26 protein-coding genes, 2 tRNA genes and 2 pseudogenes are annotated in these 23,678 nt (G+C 41.0%); 12 read left to right on the top strand and 18 right to left on the bottom strand.

Going from position 1 to position 23,678, the window contains the following annotated elements:
• Positions 1 to 46: 46 nt before the first annotated feature.
• The gene (locus G5T77_RS06115; RefSeq protein WP_166138274.1) at positions 47 to 700 is read right to left on the bottom strand and encodes an outer membrane beta-barrel protein; all 654 of its coding nucleotides are present in this window, start codon (positions 698 to 700) and stop codon (positions 47 to 49) included.
• A 197-nt stretch (positions 701 to 897) separates the two neighbouring features.
• On the opposite strand from G5T77_RS06115, the gene G5T77_RS06110 reads away from it, so the two are divergent.
• Positions 898 to 1,071 carry a hypothetical protein gene (locus G5T77_RS06110; RefSeq protein ID WP_166138277.1) on the top strand — a complete coding sequence of 58 codons (174 nt, stop codon included), beginning with the start codon at positions 898 to 900 and terminating at the stop codon, positions 1,069 to 1,071.
• A 62-nt stretch (positions 1,072 to 1,133) separates the two neighbouring features.
• Here G5T77_RS06110 and G5T77_RS06105 read toward each other — a convergent pair.
• A tRNA-Arg gene (locus G5T77_RS06105) sits at positions 1,134 to 1,209 on the bottom strand.
• Positions 1,210 to 1,398: 189 nt separating this feature from the next.
• Here G5T77_RS06105 and G5T77_RS06100 point away from each other — a divergent pair.
• The 7 genes from G5T77_RS06100 to G5T77_RS06070 all read left to right on the top strand — a co-directional run bounded on the left by G5T77_RS06100 (position 1,399) and on the right by G5T77_RS06070 (position 7,472).
• Entirely contained in the window at positions 1,399 to 2,334 is a 936-nt protein-coding gene (locus G5T77_RS06100) for an ABC transporter ATP-binding protein (protein ID WP_166138279.1), read from the top strand.
• Positions 2,331 to 3,104 (top strand): ABC transporter permease, encoded by a 774-nt coding sequence (locus G5T77_RS06095; protein WP_159124083.1) that lies wholly within the window; start codon positions 2,331 to 2,333, stop codon positions 3,102 to 3,104. The genes G5T77_RS06100 and G5T77_RS06095 overlap by 4 nt, the downstream gene beginning before the upstream one ends.
• A complete protein-coding gene (queF, locus tag G5T77_RS06090; RefSeq protein WP_166138282.1) occupies positions 3,104 to 3,919 on the top strand; it encodes an NADPH-dependent 7-cyano-7-deazaguanine reductase QueF in 816 nt (271 codons plus the stop codon). The genes G5T77_RS06095 and queF overlap by 1 nt, the downstream gene beginning before the upstream one ends.
• A gap of 19 nt (positions 3,920 to 3,938) precedes the next feature.
• Positions 3,939 to 4,592, top strand: coding sequence for a hypothetical protein (locus G5T77_RS06085; protein WP_166138285.1), 654 nt, complete (start codon positions 3,939 to 3,941; stop codon positions 4,590 to 4,592).
• A gap of 289 nt (positions 4,593 to 4,881) precedes the next feature.
• On the top strand, positions 4,882 to 5,883 hold the full coding sequence (mltB, locus tag G5T77_RS06080; protein ID WP_166138288.1) for a lytic murein transglycosylase B: 1,002 nt from the start codon (positions 4,882 to 4,884) through the stop codon (positions 5,881 to 5,883).
• 289 nt (positions 5,884 to 6,172) lie between these two features.
• Complete coding sequence (locus tag G5T77_RS06075) at positions 6,173 to 6,787, top strand: septal ring lytic transglycosylase RlpA family protein (RefSeq protein WP_004784482.1); 615 nt, start codon at positions 6,173 to 6,175, stop codon at positions 6,785 to 6,787.
• Positions 6,788 to 7,016: 229 nt separating this feature from the next.
• Complete coding sequence (locus tag G5T77_RS06070; protein ID WP_005236656.1) at positions 7,017 to 7,472, top strand: Mpo1-like protein; 456 nt, start codon at positions 7,017 to 7,019, stop codon at positions 7,470 to 7,472.
• A 45-nt stretch (positions 7,473 to 7,517) separates the two neighbouring features.
• Here the strand turns inward: G5T77_RS06070 and G5T77_RS06065 are convergent, their stop codons facing one another.
• From G5T77_RS06065 to rpsB, 3 genes are all read right to left on the bottom strand, one after another.
• The gene (locus G5T77_RS06065; RefSeq protein ID WP_166138291.1) at positions 7,518 to 8,024 is read right to left on the bottom strand and encodes a DUF3465 domain-containing protein; all 507 of its coding nucleotides are present in this window, start codon (positions 8,022 to 8,024) and stop codon (positions 7,518 to 7,520) included.
• A 75-nt stretch (positions 8,025 to 8,099) separates the two neighbouring features.
• Positions 8,100 to 8,975 carry a translation elongation factor Ts gene (gene tsf, locus G5T77_RS06060; RefSeq protein WP_166138294.1) on the bottom strand — a complete coding sequence of 292 codons (876 nt, stop codon included), beginning with the start codon at positions 8,973 to 8,975 and terminating at the stop codon, positions 8,100 to 8,102.
• A gap of 141 nt (positions 8,976 to 9,116) precedes the next feature.
• Positions 9,117 to 9,863 (bottom strand): 30S ribosomal protein S2, encoded by a 747-nt coding sequence (gene rpsB, locus G5T77_RS06055; RefSeq protein ID WP_004784492.1) that lies wholly within the window; start codon positions 9,861 to 9,863, stop codon positions 9,117 to 9,119.
• Positions 9,864 to 10,070: 207 nt separating this feature from the next.
• Here rpsB and map point away from each other — a divergent pair, with 207 nt between their 5' ends.
• Both map and G5T77_RS06045 read left to right on the top strand, forming a co-directional pair.
• Entirely contained in the window at positions 10,071 to 10,898 is an 828-nt protein-coding gene (gene map, locus G5T77_RS06050; protein ID WP_004784494.1) for a type I methionyl aminopeptidase, read from the top strand.
• A 253-nt stretch (positions 10,899 to 11,151) separates the two neighbouring features.
• Entirely contained in the window at positions 11,152 to 12,387 is a 1,236-nt protein-coding gene (locus tag G5T77_RS06045) for a pyridoxal phosphate-dependent aminotransferase (protein ID WP_005236666.1), read from the top strand.
• A gap of 45 nt (positions 12,388 to 12,432) precedes the next feature.
• Here the strand turns inward: G5T77_RS06045 and G5T77_RS17155 are convergent, their stop codons facing one another.
• The 3 genes and pseudogenes from G5T77_RS17155 to G5T77_RS06035 all read right to left on the bottom strand — a co-directional run bounded on the left by G5T77_RS17155 (position 12,433) and on the right by G5T77_RS06035 (position 14,585).
• Positions 12,433 to 13,137, bottom strand: a complete 705-nt coding sequence (locus tag G5T77_RS17155) for an MATE family efflux transporter (protein WP_354667257.1) — start codon at positions 13,135 to 13,137, stop codon at positions 12,433 to 12,435.
• Positions 13,138 to 13,278: 141 nt separating this feature from the next.
• Positions 13,279 to 13,770, bottom strand: a pseudogene (locus G5T77_RS17150) (MATE family efflux transporter); the annotation flags it as partial.
• Between the two features lie 404 nt (positions 13,771 to 14,174).
• Positions 14,175 to 14,585, bottom strand: a pseudogene (locus G5T77_RS06035) (GFA family protein).
• A 161-nt stretch (positions 14,586 to 14,746) separates the two neighbouring features.
• Here G5T77_RS06035 and G5T77_RS06030 point away from each other — a divergent pair.
• Positions 14,747 to 15,190 (top strand): PaaI family thioesterase, encoded by a 444-nt coding sequence (locus tag G5T77_RS06030; protein ID WP_166138298.1) that lies wholly within the window; start codon positions 14,747 to 14,749, stop codon positions 15,188 to 15,190.
• 12 nt (positions 15,191 to 15,202) lie between these two features.
• Here G5T77_RS06030 and G5T77_RS06025 read toward each other — a convergent pair whose 3' ends face one another.
• Entirely contained in the window at positions 15,203 to 15,646 is a 444-nt protein-coding gene (locus G5T77_RS06025) for a hypothetical protein (RefSeq protein ID WP_166138302.1), read from the bottom strand.
• A 236-nt stretch (positions 15,647 to 15,882) separates the two neighbouring features.
• Here G5T77_RS06025 and G5T77_RS06020 point away from each other — a divergent pair.
• Positions 15,883 to 15,958, top strand: a tRNA-Asn gene (locus G5T77_RS06020).
• A gap of 356 nt (positions 15,959 to 16,314) precedes the next feature.
• Here the strand turns inward: G5T77_RS06020 and G5T77_RS06015 are convergent.
• The 9 genes from G5T77_RS06015 to lepA are packed head-to-tail and all read right to left on the bottom strand — an operon-like array spanning position 16,315 to position 23,427.
• Complete coding sequence (locus G5T77_RS06015; protein WP_166138305.1) at positions 16,315 to 16,968, bottom strand: tRNA-(ms[2]io[6]A)-hydroxylase; 654 nt, start codon at positions 16,966 to 16,968, stop codon at positions 16,315 to 16,317.
• Positions 16,969 to 16,983: 15 nt separating this feature from the next.
• Entirely contained in the window at positions 16,984 to 17,709 is a 726-nt protein-coding gene (gene pdxJ, locus G5T77_RS06010) for a pyridoxine 5'-phosphate synthase (RefSeq protein WP_034171229.1), read from the bottom strand.
• Positions 17,710 to 17,722: 13 nt separating this feature from the next.
• Positions 17,723 to 18,439 carry a DNA repair protein RecO C-terminal domain-containing protein gene (locus G5T77_RS06005; protein WP_166138308.1) on the bottom strand — a complete coding sequence of 239 codons (717 nt, stop codon included), beginning with the start codon at positions 18,437 to 18,439 and terminating at the stop codon, positions 17,723 to 17,725.
• An 11-nt stretch (positions 18,440 to 18,450) separates the two neighbouring features.
• A complete protein-coding gene (locus G5T77_RS06000) occupies positions 18,451 to 18,648 on the bottom strand; it encodes an NF038104 family lipoprotein (protein ID WP_166138311.1) in 198 nt (65 codons plus the stop codon).
• Positions 18,649 to 18,666: 18 nt separating this feature from the next.
• Positions 18,667 to 19,695, bottom strand: a complete 1,029-nt coding sequence (gene era, locus G5T77_RS05995) for a GTPase Era (RefSeq protein WP_004784513.1) — start codon at positions 19,693 to 19,695, stop codon at positions 18,667 to 18,669.
• Positions 19,695 to 20,393, bottom strand: coding sequence for a ribonuclease III (gene rnc, locus G5T77_RS05990; RefSeq protein WP_004784515.1), 699 nt, complete (start codon positions 20,391 to 20,393; stop codon positions 19,695 to 19,697). Before rnc ends, era begins: the two co-directional genes overlap by 1 nt.
• Complete coding sequence (locus G5T77_RS05985) at positions 20,365 to 20,736, bottom strand: DUF4845 domain-containing protein (protein ID WP_166138315.1); 372 nt, start codon at positions 20,734 to 20,736, stop codon at positions 20,365 to 20,367. The genes rnc and G5T77_RS05985 overlap by 29 nt, the downstream gene beginning before the upstream one ends.
• Positions 20,737 to 20,760: 24 nt before the next feature.
• The gene (gene lepB, locus G5T77_RS05980; protein ID WP_004784518.1) at positions 20,761 to 21,588 is read right to left on the bottom strand and encodes a signal peptidase I; all 828 of its coding nucleotides are present in this window, start codon (positions 21,586 to 21,588) and stop codon (positions 20,761 to 20,763) included.
• 21 nt (positions 21,589 to 21,609) lie between these two features.
• Positions 21,610 to 23,427, bottom strand: coding sequence for a translation elongation factor 4 (gene lepA, locus G5T77_RS05975; protein ID WP_004784519.1), 1,818 nt, complete (start codon positions 23,425 to 23,427; stop codon positions 21,610 to 21,612).
• Positions 23,428 to 23,678 lie beyond the last annotated feature (251 nt).

Below are 23,678 nucleotides of genomic sequence, written 5' to 3'. Positions count from 1 at the left end.
CAAACCCGGTACGGTTCAGTTCGCTATTAAGGCGATTGATTAGCCACTAAAAGTAATAGCGAAAACCAAATTGATAAGTAACCCCATTTAAGTCCAGATCATCACTCTTACCAGAGACACATGCGCCATTCATACAAATCTTGGCGTCACGGTTAAACATCCATTGATAACCAAAAGATCCAAATAAATCTGCTTCAGGAGCAACTTTATAACCGACTTCCAATGCAACGGGAATTGTAAAATAATCCAATTCAAGATCGATTCGACCAAGATCTGCATCCGTTTCACTTTCATCTACCCAGCTCATTCCCAGACCTATAGAAACTGCTGAATAAAGCTGATCATTTTCCAGAAATTTATTTTTTATCCCCACTGCAACTTGATTGTAATCAATATCTGAACTTTGAAATTTGTATTCGGCCCATAAGCTGGCCGTCGGATGGGATTGATATTCACCCTTAATAAACAGCCCATCGAATGATTCGGTACCCAAAAAACTGTCCGACCCTATTTTTGAACCGGCATAGCCAAAAGCCAAAGAGTACTGACTTATTAGGTTTTCTTGAGCATGATAAGGTGTAGTTGTAATTACTGCTTTATCTATTGGAACAGGATTACCATATTGAATAGCTAATGGTGTATTTGCTCCAGCAACTGAAGAAGCCCCAATCATCAACCCAATGAATAATAATTTTTTCATATCTATGTCTCATTTTTATTGTGAGCATAAGATACTAATTTTTTGATAGAAAAACTACTCAGTACATCTATTTATAGGAACAACAATTTATGAGATTAAACAAACTATAAATACAACAATGTAATTCACCCACTTTTATAGAATTAAAGGACCAAGGCGACTTATTCATATATATTCTCAACAAGAGGTAATTCCCGATGGTTAAACCAGATGAAGAGTTGAATGAAGAATTCCCAGAAGAGGAATTAGATCCGCAAGAGAAACAGGATCGAGAGATTCAACGCGGTCAGTTAGGCGTGGATCAAGACCCTCAGGTTAAAAGAGATCAAATACGTCAAAAACATCAGGATGAAGAGGAAGAGAATCCATAATTTATTTTATAGATCTGAAATTGATTTTTTAATCTAATGAGGAAAGTGAACTTATAAAATGATGGTGCGGCCAGCGGGACTCGAACCCACGCCACAGGCTTCGGAGACCTGTACTCTATCCAGTTGAGCTATGGCCGCAGCTTTTTGGAATGCGCACATCATAACAAAAATTCGCATAAGGTAAAGCAACTATCTATAACTTCGTTATTTTTATGCCTATCCTTTATACAGTGTGCCAAAACAGCAACAGAGAATTCCATGTGAATGACTTGGTTTATTCTGCAAGATCACTCACAATATCTCAACTTTTCACCATTTGAGATCTCTATGACTGATGCGCTGACATTAAGGGATTTGTCGAAGACCTATGGAAATGGTTTTCAGGCACTTAAAGGAATTAACTTAACTGTACCTGAAGGTGAATTCTATGCCCTGTTAGGACCTAATGGCGCGGGCAAGTCCACTACTATTGGTATTATCAGTTCATTAACAAGAAAAACTTCTGGAACCGTTGAAATTTTTGGTCACAATCTGGATACCCACCCTTCTGAAGCCAAACAATGTTTAGGCGTGGTACCCCAAGAATTTAACTTCGCCCAGTTTGAAAAAACCTTTGATATTCTGGTCACTCAAGCCGGTTATTACGGTATTCCTAAAAAAATTGCCCAAGCGCGTGCTGAAGAATATTTAAATAAACTGGGTCTTTGGGAAAAACGCTCTACTCAAGCTCGTATGCTTTCAGGGGGTATGAAACGTCGCCTGATGATCGCTCGTGCGATGATGCATGAACCAAAATTATTGATTCTGGATGAACCAACAGCCGGTGTGGATATCGAATTGCGTCGTTCCATGTGGGATTTTCTTAATGAAATGAACGGTAATGGTACTTCTATTATTTTAACGACTCATTATCTGGAAGAAGCAGAGATGTTGTGTCGTCAAATTGCGATTATCGATCGTGGTGTGATCAAAGAAGATACCACTATGAAGAACTTCCTGAATCAGCTCAATGAAGAATCCTTTATCTTCGATCTGGCTGCGCCTATTGAGCCATTAAATATTGAAATTATTGGTGTGAAATTTAATTTAGTTGATCCAATGACCCTAGAAGTGACACTGGATAAAGCACACAGTATGAATGATCTGTTCCAGTTACTGGAATCACAAAACATTCAGGTACGCAGTATGCGTAACAAGTCAAACCGCTTAGAAGAACTATTTGTGAAAATGGTCGAGAAAAATCTGGATGGAGCTGTACAATGAATATAAATCAGCTCGGCGTTGCCTTATATACCATCGTTCATAAAGAAGTTCGCCGTTTTATGCGGATCTGGCCACAAACTCTGCTGCCACCTGCCATTACCATGAGTCTATATTTCGTGATCTTCGGTAATCTGGTCGGTTCACGTATTGGGGAAATGGGCGGCTATAGTTATATGGAGTTTATTGTCCCTGGTCTGATTATGATGGCGGTGATTACTAATAGTTATGCCAACGTTTCTTCCAGCTTCTTTAGCTCAAAATTTCAGAAAAGCATTGAAGAGCTAATTATGAGCCCGGTACCTTTACATGCCATTTTATGGGGCTATGTATTGGGTGGTGTAATTCGTGGTCTGTTTGTTGCCATTATTGTCAGTGCCATGAGCCTGTTTTTTGCAGACCTTTATATTACTAACTGGTTTGTGACTATATATACAGTACTCATTACCTCGCTATTATTCTCTCTAGGCGGTTTTATTAATGCTGTCTATGCCAAATCTTTTGATGATATCTCGATCATCCCGACTTTTGTACTTACACCACTGACCTATTTAGGCGGTGTATTTTATGCGATTTCAGCCTTAAGTCCGTTCTGGCAAAATCTCTCTTTAGTTAACCCGATCGTGTATATGGTCAATGCGTTCCGTTTCGGCATTTTAGGTCATAGTGATGTCAATGTTTCCGTTTCATTGGTCGTGATTACTTTCTGGTGTGCCGTGCTTTACGGTATTGCTTACTATTTATTGTCTCGTGGTTCAGGAATGCGTGAATAATGAGTGTAGAACATTCTCTCCTTGGTAAAGACACCAACTACCCAACAGAGTATCAACCCGATATTTTGTTCCCGATTTCTCGTGCGCCTGCCCGTGAAAAATATGCCCATATTGAAGCTATTCAGCAAGGCAAAGACTGGTGGCATGTTTTTGAAATTTCATGGTTAAATTCTGCCGGCATACCTCAAGTGGCTATTGGTCGAATTACCCTGCCAGCATCTTCCCCAAATCTCATTGAATCAAAGTCTTTAAAGCTCTATTTCAATAGCCTGAACTTTGCCAAGTTTGATTCAAAAGAGGCCTTTATTGCAACTGTAGAAAAAGACCTCTCAAAAGCTGCCGGTGCTGAAATCACACTGGATCTTTTCCATGTTGATGAACTTGAAATTTCCAAGCCTGAAGGTATCTGTATTGATGACCTGACTCCGGAACGCCTGGAAAATCATCCAGATGCTTCTTTATTGTCTTTAGATCAGTACAGCGATGAAAATATCGAAGTACAACTCTATTCACATTTATTAAGAAGTAACTGCCCAGTCACTGGACAACCGGACTGGGGTACAGTATTTATACGCTATCAGGGCAAAAAACCTTGTTATAAGAGTATTTTGGCTTATATTATTTCGTATCGTCAGCACAACGGTTTTCACGAACAATGTGTGGAACAGATGTTTGCCGATATCTGGCAAAATCTGAAACCGGAAAAGCTGATGGTATATGCGACCTATACACGCCGTGGTGGATTGGATATCAACCCTTGTCGTGTATCGGATTCCACATGGATGCCTCGCCCTATTCGTTTAGCGCGACAATAAAAAACATTGAGGTTTAAGAATGCCTTTTTTTGGTTTTATTCCTTCTGCAGAACTATTAAATACAATTCAGACTGCACAGAAAAATAAAAACTCGAGTGAACCGCTTTATCCACTGCGGGATAAAACTGCATTAATGATTAATGATGAAATTATTGATGCAATTCTCACGGAACTGGTACGCCGTTTTCCTGCAAGCGAAAAACGCGATACGGCAGAAAAACTGGCAGGCTATATCAAGTCTACTGTGGCAGTGTTACTGAAACAGTTACTGAGTAAAGCACCAAATGAAGTCGTCAAGGAGTCGATTGCTTTTTCTGAACGCAGCCTGTTTAAAGATCTGGAAGGAAATTTCCGTATTGGTGAATCACTGGATGCCAATCTGGTCACCAATCTAAAACACCATTATGCAGAATTAAAAGCTGGCCAAAGTGTCGATAAGCAGAGTCTCAGCAATCTGTACAAACAGTTTGGTGAAGCGACTGTACGTCATTTCATGGTCGACTTTAATAAAACCTTAGATTTAGGCATGATTAAACGCAAGGCTGCTGATATTGGTGCTTCAGCGGTAATCAAAGCGATTAATATTGCAGCAGATAAAATCATCCTGAATTTAAATAAGGATGAACTTCAGGCAATGGCAGAATATCACGACACCCTATTCTTTACTGAATAAAGCCGCATATTTATTCAAATAATGCAGATTAAGCCTGACTTCGGTCAGGCTTTTTTGTGGCTTAAGAAATAGCTTGTTACAGTTATTGTGAACTAAAATACAAAATGCTGAAAAAACAACCAACCCTTTCCTGTTTTTAAGGGAGTTTATATGACTCTTATTCATCAGAATGTTATCTTTAATATTGCCTCTAATGCCAGAAAATTGAGAAAAGTGAATTGATCTTTTTCATGGCACGATTCAAATGACATAGCCACAAACCTATCAAAAAATTGGAAATCATACCAAGATGTTGAAATCGAATTTTTATAAAAAATTGAAGCAGCTTTCGATCCTTGTCAGTGCATTCGGACTCAGTAGTTTAAGCCTGGCCAACGATTTTCAATATCATCCCTCTTATGCCAGTTTCAAGCAGAACACTATGCAGACCTATGGTCTAAGTGCTCAGCAAGTAGACAGTGCAATGACGGGAGCAAAAAATCTTCCAAATATTATCAATATCATGAATCGTCCAGGTGAAAGTAAGCCTTGGTATGCCTATAAGACCAATTTTCTGTCTGAAGGCACGATTCAACGTGGTGTACGTTTCAAGCAGCAATATGCTGCAACACTAAATCGCGCTGAGCAGCAGTTTGGTGTACCACAATCGATCATTTTGGGGATTTTGGGGGTAGAGACCGGTTTTGGCAGCAACAAGGGTTCATTTGTGACCCGTGATGCACTGGCAACTCTTGGCTTTGGTTATGAACGTCGTGCGCAATACTTCCAGGATGAACTGGCGGCATTGATCGCATGGTCATATAAAGATGGTGTGTCAGCATCCTCGATCGTGGGTTCTTATGCAGGTGCTGTGGGCTATCCGCAGTTTATGCCAAGTAATATTCCAAAGTATGGGGTCGACTATGATGGCAATGGCCATATCGATCTGCGCAATTCTGCGGTAGATGCGATTGGTTCAATTGCAAACTATCTGGCTCAAAATGGCTGGCAACGTGATCAGCCAATAGCTTTCCCTGCCCGTTATACCGGCTCGAATCCTGATTCTGTCATCGCAAAAGATCTGACTCAGCCAACGCCTTATGGAGTAATCAAAACCCAAGGGATCAGTCCGATGAATCCGATTGTTCGTATTGATGATCTTGATATGGTCAATGTTATTCAATTACAAGAAAATTACGGACCGATTTACTATATTACTTATCCGAATTTTCAAGTGATTACCACGTACAATCGTAGTCGTATGTATGCCACTGCATTGTGGCTTTTAGGTACAGAAATTACGAGCCGATAACAGTAAAATTTCCTACCAACCATTAAAGTCAAGATTTTTATTAAACAAAATGCCTATTTTTTAGGCATTTTTTACGCCTTGTTACAATATTGATTATTTTTTAATCAGTCATTGTTTATTTTGCGTACTTTTTTTAACTATTTTAATTAAACACTAGACAGCCAGTTGCCAGCATGAATATTATCCAATTCGTTAAATGTAGTTGCATAAGTTAAATATCAGGCATGTTTATAGGGTTATCAGCTACTTAGGCCCAATCTAATGAAACATGCTGTTAGGAGTTGATTCAATGCATTCTTCTTTTTTGAAGTATTTTATGGCCATCGCCGCGACCGTTACTCTAACGCAATCGCAAGCAGATATGGTTCAGTCATCATCATTCAATAATGATCATGACAATTCGCGTCTTGCAGCGCGTGTATTAAACAAAGAAGCTCAAAGCTTCAATTCAAATTTCACAAATTTGAACAGCCTTTCAATCACTGAGCGTTCTGGCGATAAAGTTCGTCGTCAAACCATTGCAGCAAAAATTGCAATTCCTGCAGAAGAGCCTTCAGTGATTGAGAAACTGAACAATGTTGCTTCAAACACAGTTCGTAAATTCAGTCAGACAGGTACAGCATCTTGGTATGGTCGTCAGTTCCATGGCCGTAAAACTGCCAGTGGTGAAACATTCGATATGAATGCAATGACTGCTGCACACCGTAGCCTGCCATTAAACTGCTTTATCCGCGTGACTAACAAAAACAATGGTAAGAGTGTTGTCGTGAAGGTGAATGACCGTGGTCCATTCCATGGCAACCGTGTTCTAGATTTATCTTACGGCGCTGCTAAACAGCTTGGTATTACCAATGCTGGTACTGCACATGTTAATATTGAGCGTGTAGATGGTCCAAACTCATAAGATTTGACCGCTCTACATTTAACTCAAAAGCCACAGTCATGTGGCTTTTTTATTTGGTGATGTAGAGCAAGAATTCGAACTACTTTTATCCTTAATACTGTCGATATTATTCCATTCAGATATAGGCCTCCTCTCCTTTACTCACCCACTATCGATTTCACTTTGACCATCCCCTCAAACTGTTTTATATTTTGAAAATAACAGTACGTTCATGGATGGGAGCGATAGAATGAAAACAATATCCGAATGGTTAGATGAATATAGTGAAAGTCATCAAAATAAAACCAACAAACTGATCCATTGGGTCTGCGTGCCTACCATCTATTTTTCCATTATTGGCATCATGGCGCACTTTAGCGCTTTACTAACTGCCCTGCTCCTGGTTCTGGCTTTTGTGTTTTATGCACGTTTAGATATCGTACTGGCTGTGGCAATGGCAGCTCTAACACTGATGATGGCCTGGTTCATCTGGGTCTTGCCTGTAGGGATCGGCTTCTTTATTGCCTTGTTTGTTTTTGCCTGGATTGGGCAATTTTATGGACACAAAGTCGAAGGTAAAAAGCCTTCTTTCTTCAAAGACCTTCAATTCCTTCTCATTGGCCCGTTATGGTGCATGGATGCCTATTTAGGCAAAGTCCTACCTAAATGGAAATCTCGTCAATCTGAGGCAATACAGTGCGCTTAAAGCGTATGTAATATCATTACATTTATAAAATCAAGGAAAATTCCCTTATTGATAGGTTTTTCCTTGGTGTTTTAACCAACCGCTGATGTGCTTATTGGATGGATCATGATGGGTCCAATGAATCACCCCGCCTTTTTCGCTATATTCATACTCACCAAAAAACACAACCTGATCCCCTTTTTGAATATTCTGGATGCGTGGTGCCAGATCAATATTGTGCGCAACCAATACAGTTTGACCAGTGGATAACTCCAGAATAAATTTCTGATGGCGGGAACCTTCATTATCATCTTTTAATAACGCTACCACCTTACCACTCGCCTGAACCTGAAGATCACTTTGTCTTTGCTGGTAAGCTTGCTTTATGCGCTGGGTATCATCAGAAAGCTTATGCGTACTTTTTTGAACATTAGTCTGCTCTTGAATCGCAACTTCTGCTGAAGGTACAAAAGTATTGGCCTGTTGTTTAGATTCTGCTAAATCCAGACCTAAATAAGCAGCCACCAAAAGTGCAATGACAGCCCCGATCCCCATATCGGTTTTATTTGCCATAATTCCTCCTTGATCATTCTTTATTTAGTCATAAAAAAAGCCCCATTCGGGGCTTTTTTCTAATTCGTTACCGAATTATTTTGCAGCAGCCTGAGCAGCAGCAACTTCTTCAGCGAAAGAAAGCTCAGCTTTTTTCTCGATACCTTCACCCACTTCGAAACGAACGAAGTTAGCAACAATAGTACCAGTCGCTTTAAGAACTTCAGCAACTTTCTTGTCGTTGTCGATTACGTATTGTTGACGCTCAAGAACAACTTCGTTCAGGTATTTCTCAACAGAACCTACAACCATTTTCTCAACGATGTTTGCTGGTTTGCCAGATTCAAGTGCTTTTGCTTCAGCGATTTCTTTTTCTTTCGCGATAAGGTCAGCAGGAACTTGTTCAGCATTTACAGCAACCGGGTTGAATGCAGCAATGTGCATTGCCAAGCCTTTACCAGTTTCAGCATCACCTGAGTAAGATACAACAACACCGATACGAAGACCGTGTTTGTAAACAGCAAGGTTTTCACCTTCAACAATTTTCGCACGACGTACTTGAATGTTTTCACCGATTTTTTGAACTAGCGCAATACGAGCTTCTTCTACAGTAGCGCCATCTTCAAGTTTAAGTTCAGCGATTTTAGCAGCGTCAGTTTCGTTTGCAGCAAGTGCAGCAGCAGCAACTTTCGCAGAGAAACCAGCAAAGTTTTCGTCTTTAGCAACGAAGTCAGTTTGGCAGTTTACTTCTAGAAGGATTGCTTTGTTGCCTTCTTGAGCAATTGTGATCGCGCCGTCAGCAGCAATGTTACCAGCTTTTTTAGCTGCTTTTGCTTGACCAGATTTACGAAGGTTGTCGATCGCTAATTCGATGTCACCACCAGCTTCTGTCAAAGCTTTTTTACATTCCATCATTGCTAGACCAGTACGATCACGCAGTTCTTTAACCATGCTTGCTGTAACTGCAGTCATGTTTATCTCCTAAATTCGGTAGAAAATGAATTCTTTTTAGAACAGAAACGGCCCAGAGGATTCTCATGGGCCGCCTGCATACATAACGCTTACTTTGCCACCATCACGTGTCGCAAAAATGACAAGCTAGCGTCTAACGCATTAAGCCTCAGAAGCAGGAGCTTCTTCTGCTTTAGCTTGTGCATTTGCTTGTGATTGAGCATATTCTTTACCAGCAAGAATCGCATCAGCCATAGCAGAAGCATAAAGTGTTACTGCACGGATCGCATCGTCGTTACCCGGAATAACGTAGTCTACGTTGTCTGGGTTAGAGTTAGTATCAACGATACCGATTACAGGAATACCAAGGTTTTTAGCTTCTTTAATTGCAATCGCTTCGTGATCAACGTCGATTACGAATAATGCGTCAGGTAAACCACCCATGTTTTTAACGCCGCCTAAAGCACGTTCAAGTTTTTCCATCTCACGGCTACGTTCTAAAGCTTCACGTTTAGTAAGTTTAGCGAAAGTACCGTCTTGAGATTGAGTTTGAAGGTCTTTCAAACGGTTGATAGATTGGCGAAGAGTTTTCCAGTTCGTCAACATACCACCTAACCAACGGTGATCTACGTATGGTTGACCAGCGCGTTGAGCTTGTTCACGGATGATTGCAGAAGCAGCACGTTTAGTACCAACGAACAAAACTTTGTTCTTTTTGCTAGCCAATTGGTTAGCGAAGTTCAAAGCATCATTTAACGCAGGAACAGTGTGCTCAAGGTTGATGATGTGAATTTTGTTACGCGCGCCAAAGATGTATTGACGCATTTTTGGGTTCCAGAAACGAGTTTGGTGACCAAAGTGCGCGCCAGCTTGTAGAAGGTCGCGCATGCTTACGTTGTAATCTGCCATTTTCTTTACCTTAAAGTTTGGGTTAGGCCTCCATATATCCGCATTCTCCACCCTTGCGGGCACCCAGAGTAATGTGACGATATATGTGCGGATTTTTAATACACCATTCAATCAGCCTCGCAAATATATTCACGAAAAAGCATTTGATAAAATGGGCGGCTATTTATACCATAGTCACATACAAATTTCCAAAAGTTTTTAGAGATCATGAACACTACTTATCAAGCTCCCCGTCGTTTAATCAAATCCGCTGAAGATATCGAAAAGATGCGTATCGCTGGACGACTGGCTGCAGAAGTGTTGGATATGATCAAACCGCATATCAAACCCGGCGTAACGACACTGGAATTGGATACGATTTGTCATGACTATATTGTAAATGTGCAGAATGCCATTCCTGCATGTTTAGGTTATGGTGCAGCGCCTGGCCGCCCTGCTTTCCAGCATACAATCTGTACATCTGTAAACCATGTGGTCTGTCACGGGATCCCATCTGAAAACAAGATCCTGAAAAAAGGCGATATTTTAAACATTGACGTCACTGTCATCAAAGATGGTTTCCATGGGGATACCAATATGATGTACATCGTGGGTGGTGAAACTTCAATCCTGGCAAACCGTCTGTGCAAAGTCGCTCAAGAAGCCATGTATCGTGGTATGGCTGTGGTGAAACCAGGTGCTACTATTGGTGACATTGGTCATGCGATTCAAAAATATGTTGAATCTGAACGCTTTAGCGTTGTCCGTGAATACTGTGGCCATGGCATCGGTACGACTTTCCATGATGAACCACAAGTTCTGCACTATGGTCAACCAGATACCGGTATGGTTCTTGAAGAAGGTATGACTTTTACGATTGAACCAATGGTGAATGCCGGTGTTTGGCAAACCAAACTGCTGGGTGATAAATGGACTGTGGTCACTAAAGACCATAAATTATCGGCTCAATATGAGCACACTCTTTTGGTAACAAAAAATGGCATTGAAGTGCTGACTGCCCGTCCTGAAGAAGATTTGTCACGTTTTAGTGCATAACAACAACACTTTCTCACATAAATGGCCACTTTAAAGTGGCCATTTTTAGTTTATATTTCCCCTATTATTCTCATCCTCAAAGCATATTCTTAGTTCATGTCTATCTAAACTACCTATCGATGTTCAAGATAAGGTTGCACTGATTCAGCATTTTTTTCGTATATTTTTCCAAATTCTTTTGCCCAATGTGCACCATTTTAGGCTAAGATAATGTGCTTTTTATTTTTTAATCCCTATAAGAAGGAATACTGCCGTGGACGTACGTCTCTCTGATCGTGTGAATGCCATCAAACCGTCCCCTACGCTTGCTGTGACAAATAAGGCTGCTGAACTGAAAGCTGCTGGTCACAACGTTATTGGTTTGGGCGCAGGTGAGCCAGATTTTGATACCCCTCAACACATCAAAGATGCAGCAATTGCAGCAATTAACAACGGTTTCACCAAATACACCGCTGTTGATGGTACGCCAGGTCTTAAAAAAGCAATTATTGCTAAATTAAAACGTGACAATAACCTTGACTATCAAGCAAACCAAATCCTGGTTTCTTGTGGTGGTAAACAGTCTTTCTTTAACTTGGCACTTGCTTTGTTAAACAAAGGTGATGAAGTGATCATCCCTGCTCCATTCTGGGTAAGCTATCCAGATATGGTGATCATTGCTGAAGGTACACCAGTAATCGTGAAATGTGGTGAAGAACAACGTTTTAAAATTACTCCTGAGCAATTAGAAGCTGCGATCACTGACAAAACTCGTCTAGTGGTATTAAACAGCCCTTCTAACCCGACTGGCATGATCTACACTAAAGCTGAATTAGAAGCTTTAGCTGCAGTACTGCGTAAATACCCAGAAGTATTCATCGCATCTGATGACATGTACGAACCAATCCGCTGGGAAGATGAATTCTACAACATCGCAACTGTTGCCCCAGACCTTTACGACCGCACTATCGTATTAAACGGTGTGTCTAAAGCATATGCAATGACAGGCTGGCGTATCGGCTATGCAGCGGGCCCTGCTAAACTGATCGGTGCGATGAAAAAAATCCAGTCTCAGTCAACTTCTAACCCAACTTCTATTTCACAAGTTGCTGCAGAAGCTGCATTGAATGGTCCTCAAGACGTTCTTGTACCAATGGTTGAAGCATTCAAACGTCGTCATGACCTGGTTGTGAATGGCTTGAATGACATTAAAGGTATTTCTTGCCTACCTGCTGATGGTGCATTCTATGCATACGCAAACATCAAACCATTGATTCGTGCGAAAGGCCTGAACTCTTGCACAGAATTCTCTGCTTGGTTACTGGAAGAAACTGGTGTTGCAGTCGTTCCTGGTGATGCATTCGGTCTAGGTGGTTTCATGCGTATCTCTTACGCAACTGCTGACGAAGTATTAGTTGATGCGCTTGCACGTATCAAAAAAGCTGCTGATTCTATCGAAGGCGTTGATGAAGCAATTGCTTCTATCGAAGCTGAAAAAGCTGCGAAATAATCTAATTGATTAGATAAAAAAAACCCGCGATCATCGCGGGTTTTTTTATGCAGTTTGTAGATGCTTACGGTATTTAAGTCCCAAGCAAAGCAAGCACATCAATGCGGCAAAGGTATAGGAAATAGCCAGCATCCACCAGAAACCACTTATTCCTGAAACATCCAGGTTGAAATTGAAGAGCAATACTGGATGATAAGCCAAATACCAACCTCCACCCAATCCACCTAATAGCAGTACTCCACTAAAGATAAACATGGGGAAGACCACCACTTTCCAGCAACGTAGCATATTGACGCTAATCACCAGAATCGCATCAAAAATATGCATCCAGCACAATAAGAACATCAATGCCAGACTCACCGCAAGCACATCCTTATTATCACTAAATAGCGTCACAATCGGTTTTTGAAAAATTGCGATCAAGATCGCCAAAACAATTGCGCTTGCGACCACCACACGTAACGCTTTAAAAGTTAAATCCCAGGCAGATTGCACTTGATTTGCACCAATCCTGGTAGAGACCAGAATGCTAAAAGCAGAGCTCATCGAAAATGGCACCATAAACAGCAGGCCAGCCAAACCCATCGCTACTTGATGCGCATTCACTATTATCTCCCCCAAAGGCAAGATCAATAATGCAATCGCACTAATTGTAAAGACATCAATAAATACGACAATTGCTGAGGGTAAGCCGATTCTTAAGATTTTTAGCAAAGTCTTAAAATGGAAGAATTGTCCGGACCAGTGCACACGCAACTGCTTTTCTAGAAATATCAGGTAATACACCACTAATAGTGCCCATTGAACAGTCAGATGAGCAATGAAAGCTCCCTTAACCCCATAGGCAGGTACATAACCCTGAATCCCAAAAATCAGGCAATAGGCCAAACTCACTTTGAATATCAGATAAAAAATATTGGCATAGAACACACGCTTCGCCTCACCACAGGCTTGCGTTAAAATATATAAAATACGTACTAACAAATGTGCTGGAAGCGTCCAAGCCAGTAACCATAAACAAGGTTGAATCAAAGCCTGTAATGCACTATCTGCTTTTAACAAATGTAGCAAAGGATCTGCATGAGTTAATAGCCATCCTGCAAATACAGACAGGACGATGACAATAAGGATGCTCTGTTTCAGAATTTTTTAAATATTATCAAAAGCACGTCGCCCATATGCTTCAGCAAGTTCCTGCATCATACCCTGCAAAATCCCCGTCCCCGAAACAAATAATAAAGAATAAATAGATAAACACACAGCCATAGCAGCCACATGTTGCGGTGAGTAATGAGACAGGAAAATCATGTCAAATATTCCGGCCAACATTATGATGCTATTACTCAAAAAAATCGGTACCCAAAGATGCAAAAACTGTTTCATTGCAAAATCACTCTATTCTTAATTCTTTTCTCGGGTTTTATTTTTAAACTGAATTATTTAAAACTGAGATATACAGTGGAAATCACATACAATCCTTGTGCCATAAATCTTTATATTTATTGATTTTTATAGAAAAGTTTAGTTTCTATCTTTAGTTCGCTTATAGAAAATAATAATTTATTGAGCTCAGAAACTATGAGTTTTTTTCGTTCCAATTTAACAATTTAATCAAAAGAAAGAATGATCATGACATGAAAAGCAGGATGCTATTTGAAATATGAACCTGCTGATCAGTATTTTTTAATGAGATATATGCACTTATATAGTATTCTTAGTTTTAAAAAGATTATTTTCATCAGATCAAATTATGAGACTTACTCTTCCTTTATCTGATTATATTTATTTCAAGAATCAGGTTGCTGAAACATGGCAATGACTTCAGCTTCTGTCATTTTTTTGGTTTGATTGTTAAATGAATAAAATGCTGGCTGATGATCTATATAAATTTCTAAATTGAAATCCAGATCCTCTGGAAGTTACTCTAAAGTAAATACATTAATATTGGCAAAGGAATGGTCTTTGTTCCGCCAGAAAATAAAAGTACCGCAAGCATTGCAAAAACCACGCTCTGCCCATTCAGAAGTACTCGCAACAGATAAATGCTGCTGATCAATAAAGTGAATATTTTCTATATCAATCGACATGAGAGGCCCACTTGTCTGGCGGCGACACATGGAGCAATGACAGGCAGCCACTTCATGATTTCTAAGCTGCACTTCAAATCGAGTCGCACCGCATAAATATCTCGCTTTCATGATTATTCTTCCTCGGTATTATTATTTTTAATCATTTTACCGGATTCATCATAAGTAAAAGGCTTTGTACATTTCCTCATACAATTTTTTATTGCTGATCGAAGCACCATCTGCCTAAACTTGTCATTCAAATCCAGTATTTAAAATAATAAGGACAAGCTATGGATCTCAAGAATCTTTCAGGTTTGCAGATTATGCAAAAGATGCTTAAGGGCAATCTGTCTATGCCTTCTATGGCAACCACCATTCCCATGTCTGCTGGCGAAGTCGAACCGGGACATGTGACCTTTGTTGTAAAAGCAGATGAACGCCATCTGAATCCTATGGGAGGTGTACATGGCGGTTTTGCTGCAACTGTTTTAGATACGGTAACAGGCTGCGCGATTCATACTTTACTTGAAGCCGGTGTCGGTTATGGCACAATTGATCTGAATGTAAAAATGTGCCGTCCAATTCCTCACAACCAAGAACTAAAAGCGATCGGAAAATCAATTAATCTCAGTAAAAACCTAGGTATTTCCGAAGGTCAAATTCTGGATGACGAAGGTCGTATTTATGCCCATGCCACAGCAACCTGTATGATTTTTCGCAATTCCGACCATTAACGTGTTTAAGGCTTAAAGTACGCCCCATTTCCCTTGCGGTGCTTTTACCAGCTTCGGCTGAGTCAAAGCCCGATATTCAAAATAATGCTTAGAAACATTCGATACACTCAGCACCTGAGTTTCTTTAGCAGAAGCCTGCCACACTTTAGACTGGTTCGACCCAGTCAGAAGATTGCCAGTAAGCGCATAAATATAAAGTTCTTTTTGCCGAGTTTCAGGCGTGTTCAGAAAGATCTCAAAGCTAAATTGGCGTTCTTGTTCGACCAGCCACTTTTCTGCAAACCATAATTGCAGCAAGTCACCCAGATACAATTGTTTGGTCGCTAAGGGCCATAAACGGATTTCTGCACCAGCCACAGGGGTAAAGTATTGAGCTGAATCTTGAATAATATCGAGATAATGATCTTGATAAAAAGACAGTTGAGAGAAGATTTGAGGGATAGTGAGCGTATTCATTCGCTTTCTCCGGTTTAGCCATTTTTGTGCTGGCAAGTAGGTTTAAATCCACACTGTTTGACCATTTGGTCAAACGACTTTATGTTTTCAATCTAGCAAGTGAAATTTGTTCTGACAAGCATTTTTTAAGAATTTAATGCAATCGTTTAAATTAAAATCAGATAAGTACAATTTGTAATAAATATGACAGTTTTTGCTTGACCCTTTGCAAAATCTCTCTATAATCGCATTCAGATTCTCCCATAGCTCAGTCGGTAGAGCGACGGACTGTTAATCCGCAGGTCCCTGGTTCGAGCCCAGGTGGGAGAGCCAAATTCAAGAAAGCCCAAGCATTTAAGACTTGGGCTTTTTTATTGCCTGAAATTTCATTTATAAAATGATTCGATTCTTCTTTTCTCTTATATATTCTTACTCTGCCCTTTTATTTACCTAGTTAGATTGGCTTATATTCTCGTTTAATCAAATGTGCTGTTATAAGCCGTTATTCTAAAATTGACGACAGCTTTTGCTATCTTGCACTTCAAGTTTTTCCTTCTAATCAAATTATAAAATGCTTAGGCTATTTTAAATCCTTTCAATAGATAAATAAGCTAGGTAGCGAATCTTATATTTATAAAAAAATCCCCCGATTTGGAGGATCTTTTTTGATGTCTTAATTGAGTAGCTTTTTAAGCTGCTTTTGCAGGCACACCACTGTGGAAACGGAACATTTCATCTGGACTAAGAATCAGATTCTTTTCTACTTCACGGATATGCTCAATTCGGCTTTGAATATCTTCTTGTGGATTTTTCAGTTTTGCAGTTTTAGCCACATCTAAAGCTAAGGCCAAGTAGTCCTCAAAATGGCGAGATTCAGATTTAAGCAAGTAACGGTAATAACGTCCTAGCTCATCATCCACCAGCGGCGCAAGCGCATAGAATCGCTCACAAGAACGTGCTTCTACAAAAGCACCAATCACCAGCACATCAATCAGCGCCTCTGGCTCATAGGTACGGATTTCTTTGCGTAAGCCACCTGCATAACGTCCTGCACTGAGTCCAATCCATTGCTGGCCACGCTTATTCATGAATTCCAGCACCTGCTCATAGTGCAGCATTTCTTCCCGTACCAGTTGCGCCAGTTTCACCTGTAAATCTACAAAGAAGCTATAGCGGAACATCAGGTTTATTGCTGTACTGGCTGCTTTCTTCTCACAGTTGGCATGATCCTGCATCAGAATTTCCAGATTCTGTAATGCCTCATCGAGCCAGGCTTTTGGTGTTTCACAACCTAAGAAGCCAATGACAGGCTTCATCAGTTCATCATAATCAATATTTGACATATATCTTTTGCAATCTTAACGCGCAGCTTTAATTGCAGCCTTCATTTGTTGTACAGCTTGCGCCAGTCCAACAAAAACTGCATCTGCAATAATCGAGTGACCAATATTTAATTCATGAATTTGAGGAATCGCAGCAATTGGAGTGACATTATCCAGGTTCAGACCGTGACCTGCATTGACCACCAGACCTTTAGAAGCCGCATACTCTGCCCCTTTGATAATGCGATCCAGCTCAACTTGCTGTGCTTCTGGCGTGTCAGCATCGGCATAAGCACCTGTATGAAGCTCAATTGTAGGTGCGCCACAAGCGACTGCCGCATCAATCTGGGCAATGTCTGCATCAATAAATAGCGACACGTCACAGCCAATCGCAGACAGTTCCTGGGTGGCTTTTTTCACATCTTCAAAATGACCAACGACATCCAGACCACCTTCAGTCGTCACTTCCTGACGCTTTTCTGGTACAAAGCAGACATGCTGCGGCTGGATTTCTTTAGCAATCGCCACCATTTCATCAGTTACGGCCATTTCCAGGTTCATATGGGTAGTTAATACCGGACGCATACGACGTACATCTTCATCCTGAATATGTCGACGGTCTTCGCGCAAATGCAGGGTAATTCCCTCTGCACCGGCCTGCTCACAGATCAATGCAGCATTGACTGGGTCTGGGTACGTCGTACCACGTGCTTGTCTTAAAGTTGCGACATGGTCAATATTGACACCAAGTAATGCAGCCATACTATTTTCCTAACTACGATTGAGATTGAGATTGAGAATTTTGGATCCACAGTTGTCGACTTTTCAGTGGTCGGTCACCGAGTAAAGCAGTGATCACCTGTCGATATAGCTTCGTCAGTAATTGTAACTGTTCTGGATTAAAATCCCTACCATTTTCATAGTGCTGCATTGTTAAAATCTGCTGGCCCGACATGGTTGAGCGCATAGCCTTGGCCGAAGGCATAAAACCTTCATTCAACTGAAAATAGTAATGTTGCACGGGATTGATTTGTGCCTGATTGGCATCGACTGAAAAATCCAGTTCATAGCCCAGTTCTTCTAATAAGATATGTTCAAACTGACGCAGAACCTGTTTTAAATAAGTATTGGGATTTTCCTGATCGGAGAGTTTTTGCAAGGCATTCAACGTTTCGCCATATTTGGCAAAGGTCAGCGGCATTTGCACTTCAAGCGGACATAAACGCAACAGGATTTCATTCAGATAAAAGCCAGAAAAGAAAGCATCACCGAAAAAAAAGATCGGCTGATTAACAATTTCTAATTTGGTGAAGTTTTTCAGTTCAGATTTGCCTGAAGCTAACAAGCTGATGGGTTGATATTGGGGTGGAGGATTTTGTCTCAGTATCCCGTCGATACGGCCATATTCCTGGGTAAATAAATGCACAATATGACTGCGATCGCGATATTTACGATGATGAATCAGGTATCCATGCAGCACTTCATTACGCATAGGCTGCTTCTTTAATCTTTATTCTTTTTTGAGTTTTTCTCGTCTTCTTCGTCATCCCCATCAGGAATGGCGGCACCCACAACAGCCGCGGTCCCTTTGACCGCGTACTTTGTGGTTTTATAGGCAACTTTGGCAGGAACGGTCACTACTTTATGAATACAGCCTTGCAAGAATAAAACACATGCAACAACTGCCAGAAATTTCATCATGATCCGTTCCTATCCAATTTAAATGTCGCTATAACCTAGACTTTTCAATGCCCGCTCATCATCAGACCAGCCGCCTTTGACTTTCACCCAAAGCGTTAGCATGATTTTCTGCTCGAACATTTTTTCCATATCGACACGTGCGTCCATACCGATTTTTTTCAGCTTGGAACCTTTTTCACCAATCACAATAGCCTTTTGGCCAGCACGATCAACGAAAATAGTGGCATCAATATAAGTACATGCCGGCTTCATACGACCTGTTTTTTCATTCAGGGTCGGCTCTTCAGTTTTGAAAGATTCTATCTGAACAGTTAAATCGTATGGCAGTTCTTCGCCTAACTGACGCATGATCTTTTCACGGATAATTTCAGAGGCTAGGAAACGTTCTGAACGATCGGTAAGCTGATCCAGTGAATACAGTGGTGGCTGGAATGGCAGATACTTGGCAATCGTATCGCGTAAGTGTTCGAGGTTTGCACCACGAAGTGCAGACACCGGTACGATTTCAGCAAAGTTCATCAGTTTGGCACGTTCTCGAATCAGCGGTAAAGCCTCATTCTTGTTCTCGAACGTGTCCAGCTTGTTGATCACCAGAATCACTGGCATATCCGCATTTTTTAATTTTTCCAGAACAAGCTCGTCGTTCTGGGTCCATTTCTGTGCATCAACAACAAACAGCACCAGGTTCACGTCACGCAGTGCAGAGTGCGCAGCTCGGTTCATCATTTTATTGATGGCACGCACTTCTTTTTTATGCATCCCCGGTGTATCAACAAATACCGCCTGAGACTTTTCACGTGAATCAATCCCTACGATTTTATGACGTGTGGTTTGTGGTTTACGTGAAGTAATTGAAAGTTTCTGGCCCAGTAAGTGGTTCATCAAGGTTGATTTACCCACGTTTGGACGTCCGACAATCGCCACGAAACCGCTACGATAATCAGAAGGAATTTCAGTACCCTGTGCACTGAAAAATTGACTAATCAAGTCATTGCTGTCGCTTTGCGACTCGTGATCAGCATCAATGTGATCGGAATGAGTAGTCATTAAGACTTATGCTCCAAATGTTTTAAAATATCTGCCGCAACCGCCTGTTCAGCGAATCGTCGGCTTGAACCTTCACCGGCCATGACCGGCAAGCCTTCTACCTGGCATTCCACTTTGAAATGCTGGTTCGGGGCATCACCCTGAATATCTACAACCTCGTAAACTGGGAGAGGTTTTTTACGTGCTTGTAAATATTCCTGTAGGCGTGATTTAGGGTCTTTCAGCTGGTCAGTCGGCTCAATATTGTCTAAATATGGTTCGTACCATTTTAGCACAATCGCCTGTAGTACAGTGAGATCACCGCAATCCACATAGATCGCACCAATGATGGCTTCGACCGTATCCGCAAGTATAGACTCACGATGATGACCACCCGATTTCAGCTCACCCGTACTGAGAATCAGGTTCTGACTCAATTTTAGATCATTGGCAATTTTCCCTAACGCTTCCTGTCGGACAAGAGTCGCACGCATACGCGTCAGACGGCCCTCATTTTCCTGCGGGTAAGCAGTAAAGAGATAATTGGCTATGATCATCCCTAAAAGAGAATCGCCTAGAAATTCTAGGCGTTCATAGTTGTGTTTATGACTGACTGAACGATGGGTCAGTGCCAGTTTTAACAGATCAGCTTGTTTAAACTGATAGCCGATCCGTTTGGCAAGACGCTCATCATTTAGTTTTGACTGTGCTTTGATCAAAATCTTTCTCAAACTTCATCACTAAATCTATATTCAATATAAAATTCTTGCGAATTTCATAATTCTTGTGCACCTGTAAACCATCAGTGTTAGTTACTTTAGCAATTTCATCAAACTTCAGATCGCGAATATTGTTCATTTCTAAACGCTGACCCATCTGCTGACGAAATTTTTCTGGCGCAATATTTGTCGGAGAACTCTTTAAAAGTTCCTCAATCTGATTGTCCACCATACGATCATCAAAGTATGGCCCCCAAACTGCAATCGCCACTTTGGCAAGAAAAGCAAACCCCACGATTGCAAATAAAATTCCAATATACGAAGCACCTTGTTGATGTTTCATTTTTTATTTTCCTAACTGAAATAATTAATCGATTATTCCGTTTCGACTAAACGATGGCAGTTTAAAGCCAGGTTCTTTATGCATCCAGATATAGAATGCGCGACCTGTTAAGTTTTCTTCCGGAACAAAGCCCCAGAAACGACTGTCAGCACTTTGATCGCGATTATCCCCCATCGCAAAGTAATGACCTTCTGGTACTTTCACTTCCCAATATAAACCATTTTCCGCTGAAAACTTACCATTTTCTATATAGTTAAGGAATGGAGCCTGACGAGCTACATTGACTCCTTCCAGCTCACGCATAGTGAAAGTATGTTCGCCAATGGTTTCTTTATGATAAATCGAATTTGGCGTGTCCAGGCGATCTTTTTCACGACTGAATTCTACTGGAACTTTTGCTACTTTTTCACCATTAATAGTTAACTGGCCATGATCATAAACAATATGATCACCTGGCAAACCAATTACACGCTTAATATAGCTAATCGTTGGTTGTGGCGGATAGCGGAAGACCACGACATCACCACGTTCCGGGCTACCTGTATCCAGAATTTTTGTATTTACAATCGGTAATTTCACGCCATAGTCAAACTTATTGACCAGGATAAAATCACCGGTTTCCAGTGTTGGAACCATAGAATCTGATGGAATATTGAAAGGTTCGTACAGGAAAGAACGCAATACTAAAACGACGGCCAAAACCGGCCAGAAATCATAAGCCCAAGTAATAATGAAGTTTTCATTGCCCTTGCCTTTGGTCTGTCGTTGTTTCAGAACAAATTTATCCAGCAACCAGACCGCGACGAAAAATAAGGTCGCAGGAACAAGAATCAAATTAAAATCAAAATCCATGGGCTTATTATCCTTATAGTATTAGCGTTCGACTTTCAGTACAGCTAAGAACGCTTCTTGTGGAATTTCAACACTACCCACCTGTTTCATACGTTTCTTACCTTCTTTCTGTTTTGCAAGAAGTTTCTTCTTACGTGATACGTCACCACCATAACATTTTGCCAATACGTTTTTACGCATTGCTTTTACGGTAGAACGGGCAATAATTTGCGCACCAATGGCCGCCTGAATTGCCACATCAAACATCTGACGAGGAATCAGATCTTTCATTTTTTCAACCAGTGCGATCCCACGATGACGTGCATCCTGACGGTGGCAAATCATTGCGAGTGCATCGACTTTTTCACCATTGATCAGGACATCCACTTTCACCAGTGATGAACTTTCAAAACGCACAAAGTTGTAATCCAGTGACGCAAAACCACGTGAACAAGATTTCAATTTATCAAAGAAATCCATCACCACTTCGGCCATTGGAATTTCAAAAGTAACAGATACCTGGTTCGCCATGAACTTCATGTCTTTTTGTACGCCACGGCGCTCAATACATAGGGTCATGACATTACCCAGGTATTCCTGTGGTACCAGAATATGACATTCTGCAATTGGTTCACGCAGGTCTTCAACAGTTGAACCATCTGGCATTTTTGACGGGCTATCGATGTAAATGGTATTGCCATTTTTCATCACTGCTTCATAAATTACCGTTGGTGCTGAAGAGATCAAATCCAGATCGTATTCACGTTCTAGACGCTCCTGTACGATCTCCATGTGCAGCATACCTAAGAAACCACAGCGGAAACCGAAGCCTAGAGCATCAGAACTTTCTGGTTCAAAGAACAGCGCAGAGTCATTGATTTGCAGTTTATGCAATGCTTCACGGAAAGGTTCAAAATCACTGGAATCGATTGGGAACAGGCCCGCATATACCTGTGGTTTTACTTTTTTGAAACCAGGTAATGTTGGAACTTCTGGAGTAGTTGCCAGTGTAATGGTATCACCCACTGGTGCGCCAAAAATGTCTTTAATACCGGCAATCACGAAACCAACTTCACCCGCTTCAAGGATATCGGTTTCAGTATGCTTCGGATTGAAAATACCGACTGAAGTGATGATATGTGTCTGACCAGTCGATTTCACCAACATCTTGTCGCCCTTGCGAACACGACCCTGTTTCACACGAACCAGAGATACTACGCCCAGGTAGTTATCGAACCATGAGTCAATAATCAACGCTTGCAGCGGTGCATCACGTTCACCTGTTGGTGCAGGAATGACATTCACCAGCGTTTCAAGCACACCTTCAATACCTAGGCCAGTTTTTGCTGAACAGGTCGGTGCTTCAGTCGCTTCAATCCCGATAATATCTTCAATTTCCTGAATTACACGTTCGGGTTCAGCTTGTGGCAAGTCAATTTTGTTCAGTACTGGTAAAACTTCCAGACCCTGCTCAATCGCGGTATAGCAGTTTGCAACAGACTGCGCTTCTACACCTTGTGCTGCATCTACCACCAGTAGTGCACCTTCACAGGCCGCCAAAGAACGTGAAACTTCATAAGAGAAATCCACGTGTCCCGGGGTATCAATGAAGTTCAACTGATACTCTTGGCCATTTGGATGGGTATAGTACAAGGTGACCGAAGCCGCTTTGATGGTAATCCCACGTTCGCGTTCAAGTTCCATAGAATCAAGAACTTGAGCCTGCATTTCACGATCCTGCAAACCACCACAAGTTTGAATAAAACGATCTGCCAGAGTCGATTTACCGTGGTCAATATGCGCAATAATCGAGAAGTTACGAATGTTTTTAATATCAACAGATTTTTTAGCTTGCGCCATGGGCTACCTTGAGAAAAAAACGCGTCATGCAATTTAAAAAGTCATTGCATAACAAAAGCCGAATAGAAATTGCCGAGGATTATAGCAGAATGGAGATACAGAAAAAGAATTATCTTTCTTCTCTCTCGCCTATCTTAAATACGTAACCGCTTTATGTTTTATTTTCTTTTCCTCAGCTTTTTTTCAAGAAAACAGCTTGTTAAATGGGTTGCCTCCTATTTGGTAGCTACTCTCTATTCAATCTCGATATC

Origin of the sequence: Acinetobacter sp. GFQ9D191M (genome assembly GCF_011174875.1) — a bacterium.
Classification (GTDB): domain Bacteria; phylum Pseudomonadota; class Gammaproteobacteria; order Pseudomonadales; family Moraxellaceae; genus Acinetobacter.
The sequence above is the reverse complement of the archived record's forward strand: the minus strand, read 5'-3'. Positions and strand labels throughout refer to the sequence as shown.

Bases quoted from the DNA above. Each gene is read 5' to 3' on its own strand.
- G5T77_RS06075 (WP_004784482.1), top strand. From the start codon at position 6,173: ATGCATTCTTCTTTTTTGAAGTATTTTATGGCCATCGCCGCGACCGTT.
- G5T77_RS06000 (WP_166138311.1), bottom strand. From the start codon at position 18,648: ATGATGAAATTTCTGGCAGTTGTTGCATGTGTTTTATTCTTGCAAGGC.
- mltB (WP_166138288.1), top strand. From the start codon at position 4,882: ATGTTGAAATCGAATTTTTATAAAAAATTGAAGCAGCTTTCGATCCTT.
- pdxJ (WP_034171229.1), bottom strand. From the start codon at position 17,709: ATGGCTGCATTACTTGGTGTCAATATTGACCATGTCGCAACTTTAAGA.
- G5T77_RS06095 (WP_159124083.1), top strand. From the start codon at position 2,331: ATGAATATAAATCAGCTCGGCGTTGCCTTATATACCATCGTTCATAAA.
- G5T77_RS06025 (WP_166138302.1), bottom strand. From the start codon at position 15,646: ATGAATACGCTCACTATCCCTCAAATCTTCTCTCAACTGTCTTTTTAT.
- G5T77_RS06070 (WP_005236656.1), top strand. From the start codon at position 7,017: ATGAAAACAATATCCGAATGGTTAGATGAATATAGTGAAAGTCATCAA.
- queF (WP_166138282.1), top strand. From the start codon at position 3,104: ATGAGTGTAGAACATTCTCTCCTTGGTAAAGACACCAACTACCCAACA.
- tsf (WP_166138294.1), bottom strand. From the start codon at position 8,975: ATGACTGCAGTTACAGCAAGCATGGTTAAAGAACTGCGTGATCGTACT.
- G5T77_RS05985 (WP_166138315.1), bottom strand. From the start codon at position 20,736: ATGAAACATCAACAAGGTGCTTCGTATATTGGAATTTTATTTGCAATC.
- G5T77_RS06115 (WP_166138274.1), bottom strand. From the start codon at position 700: ATGAAAAAATTATTATTCATTGGGTTGATGATTGGGGCTTCTTCAGTT.
- G5T77_RS06015 (WP_166138305.1), bottom strand. From the start codon at position 16,968: ATGTCAAATATTGATTATGATGAACTGATGAAGCCTGTCATTGGCTTC.
- lepA (WP_004784519.1), bottom strand. From the start codon at position 23,427: ATGGCGCAAGCTAAAAAATCTGTTGATATTAAAAACATTCGTAACTTC.
- rpsB (WP_004784492.1), bottom strand. From the start codon at position 9,863: ATGGCAGATTACAACGTAAGCATGCGCGACCTTCTACAAGCTGGCGCG.
- G5T77_RS06005 (WP_166138308.1), bottom strand. From the start codon at position 18,439: ATGCGTAATGAAGTGCTGCATGGATACCTGATTCATCATCGTAAATAT.
- G5T77_RS06085 (WP_166138285.1), top strand. From the start codon at position 3,939: ATGCCTTTTTTTGGTTTTATTCCTTCTGCAGAACTATTAAATACAATT.
- era (WP_004784513.1), bottom strand. From the start codon at position 19,695: ATGACTACTCATTCCGATCACATTGATGCTGATCACGAGTCGCAAAGC.
- lepB (WP_004784518.1), bottom strand. From the start codon at position 21,588: ATGGATTTTGATTTTAATTTGATTCTTGTTCCTGCGACCTTATTTTTC.
- G5T77_RS06030 (WP_166138298.1), top strand. From the start codon at position 14,747: ATGGATCTCAAGAATCTTTCAGGTTTGCAGATTATGCAAAAGATGCTT.
- G5T77_RS06100 (WP_166138279.1), top strand. From the start codon at position 1,399: ATGACTGATGCGCTGACATTAAGGGATTTGTCGAAGACCTATGGAAAT.
- G5T77_RS06110 (WP_166138277.1), top strand. From the start codon at position 898: ATGGTTAAACCAGATGAAGAGTTGAATGAAGAATTCCCAGAAGAGGAA.
- map (WP_004784494.1), top strand. From the start codon at position 10,071: ATGAACACTACTTATCAAGCTCCCCGTCGTTTAATCAAATCCGCTGAA.
- G5T77_RS06065 (WP_166138291.1), bottom strand. From the start codon at position 8,024: ATGGCAAATAAAACCGATATGGGGATCGGGGCTGTCATTGCACTTTTG.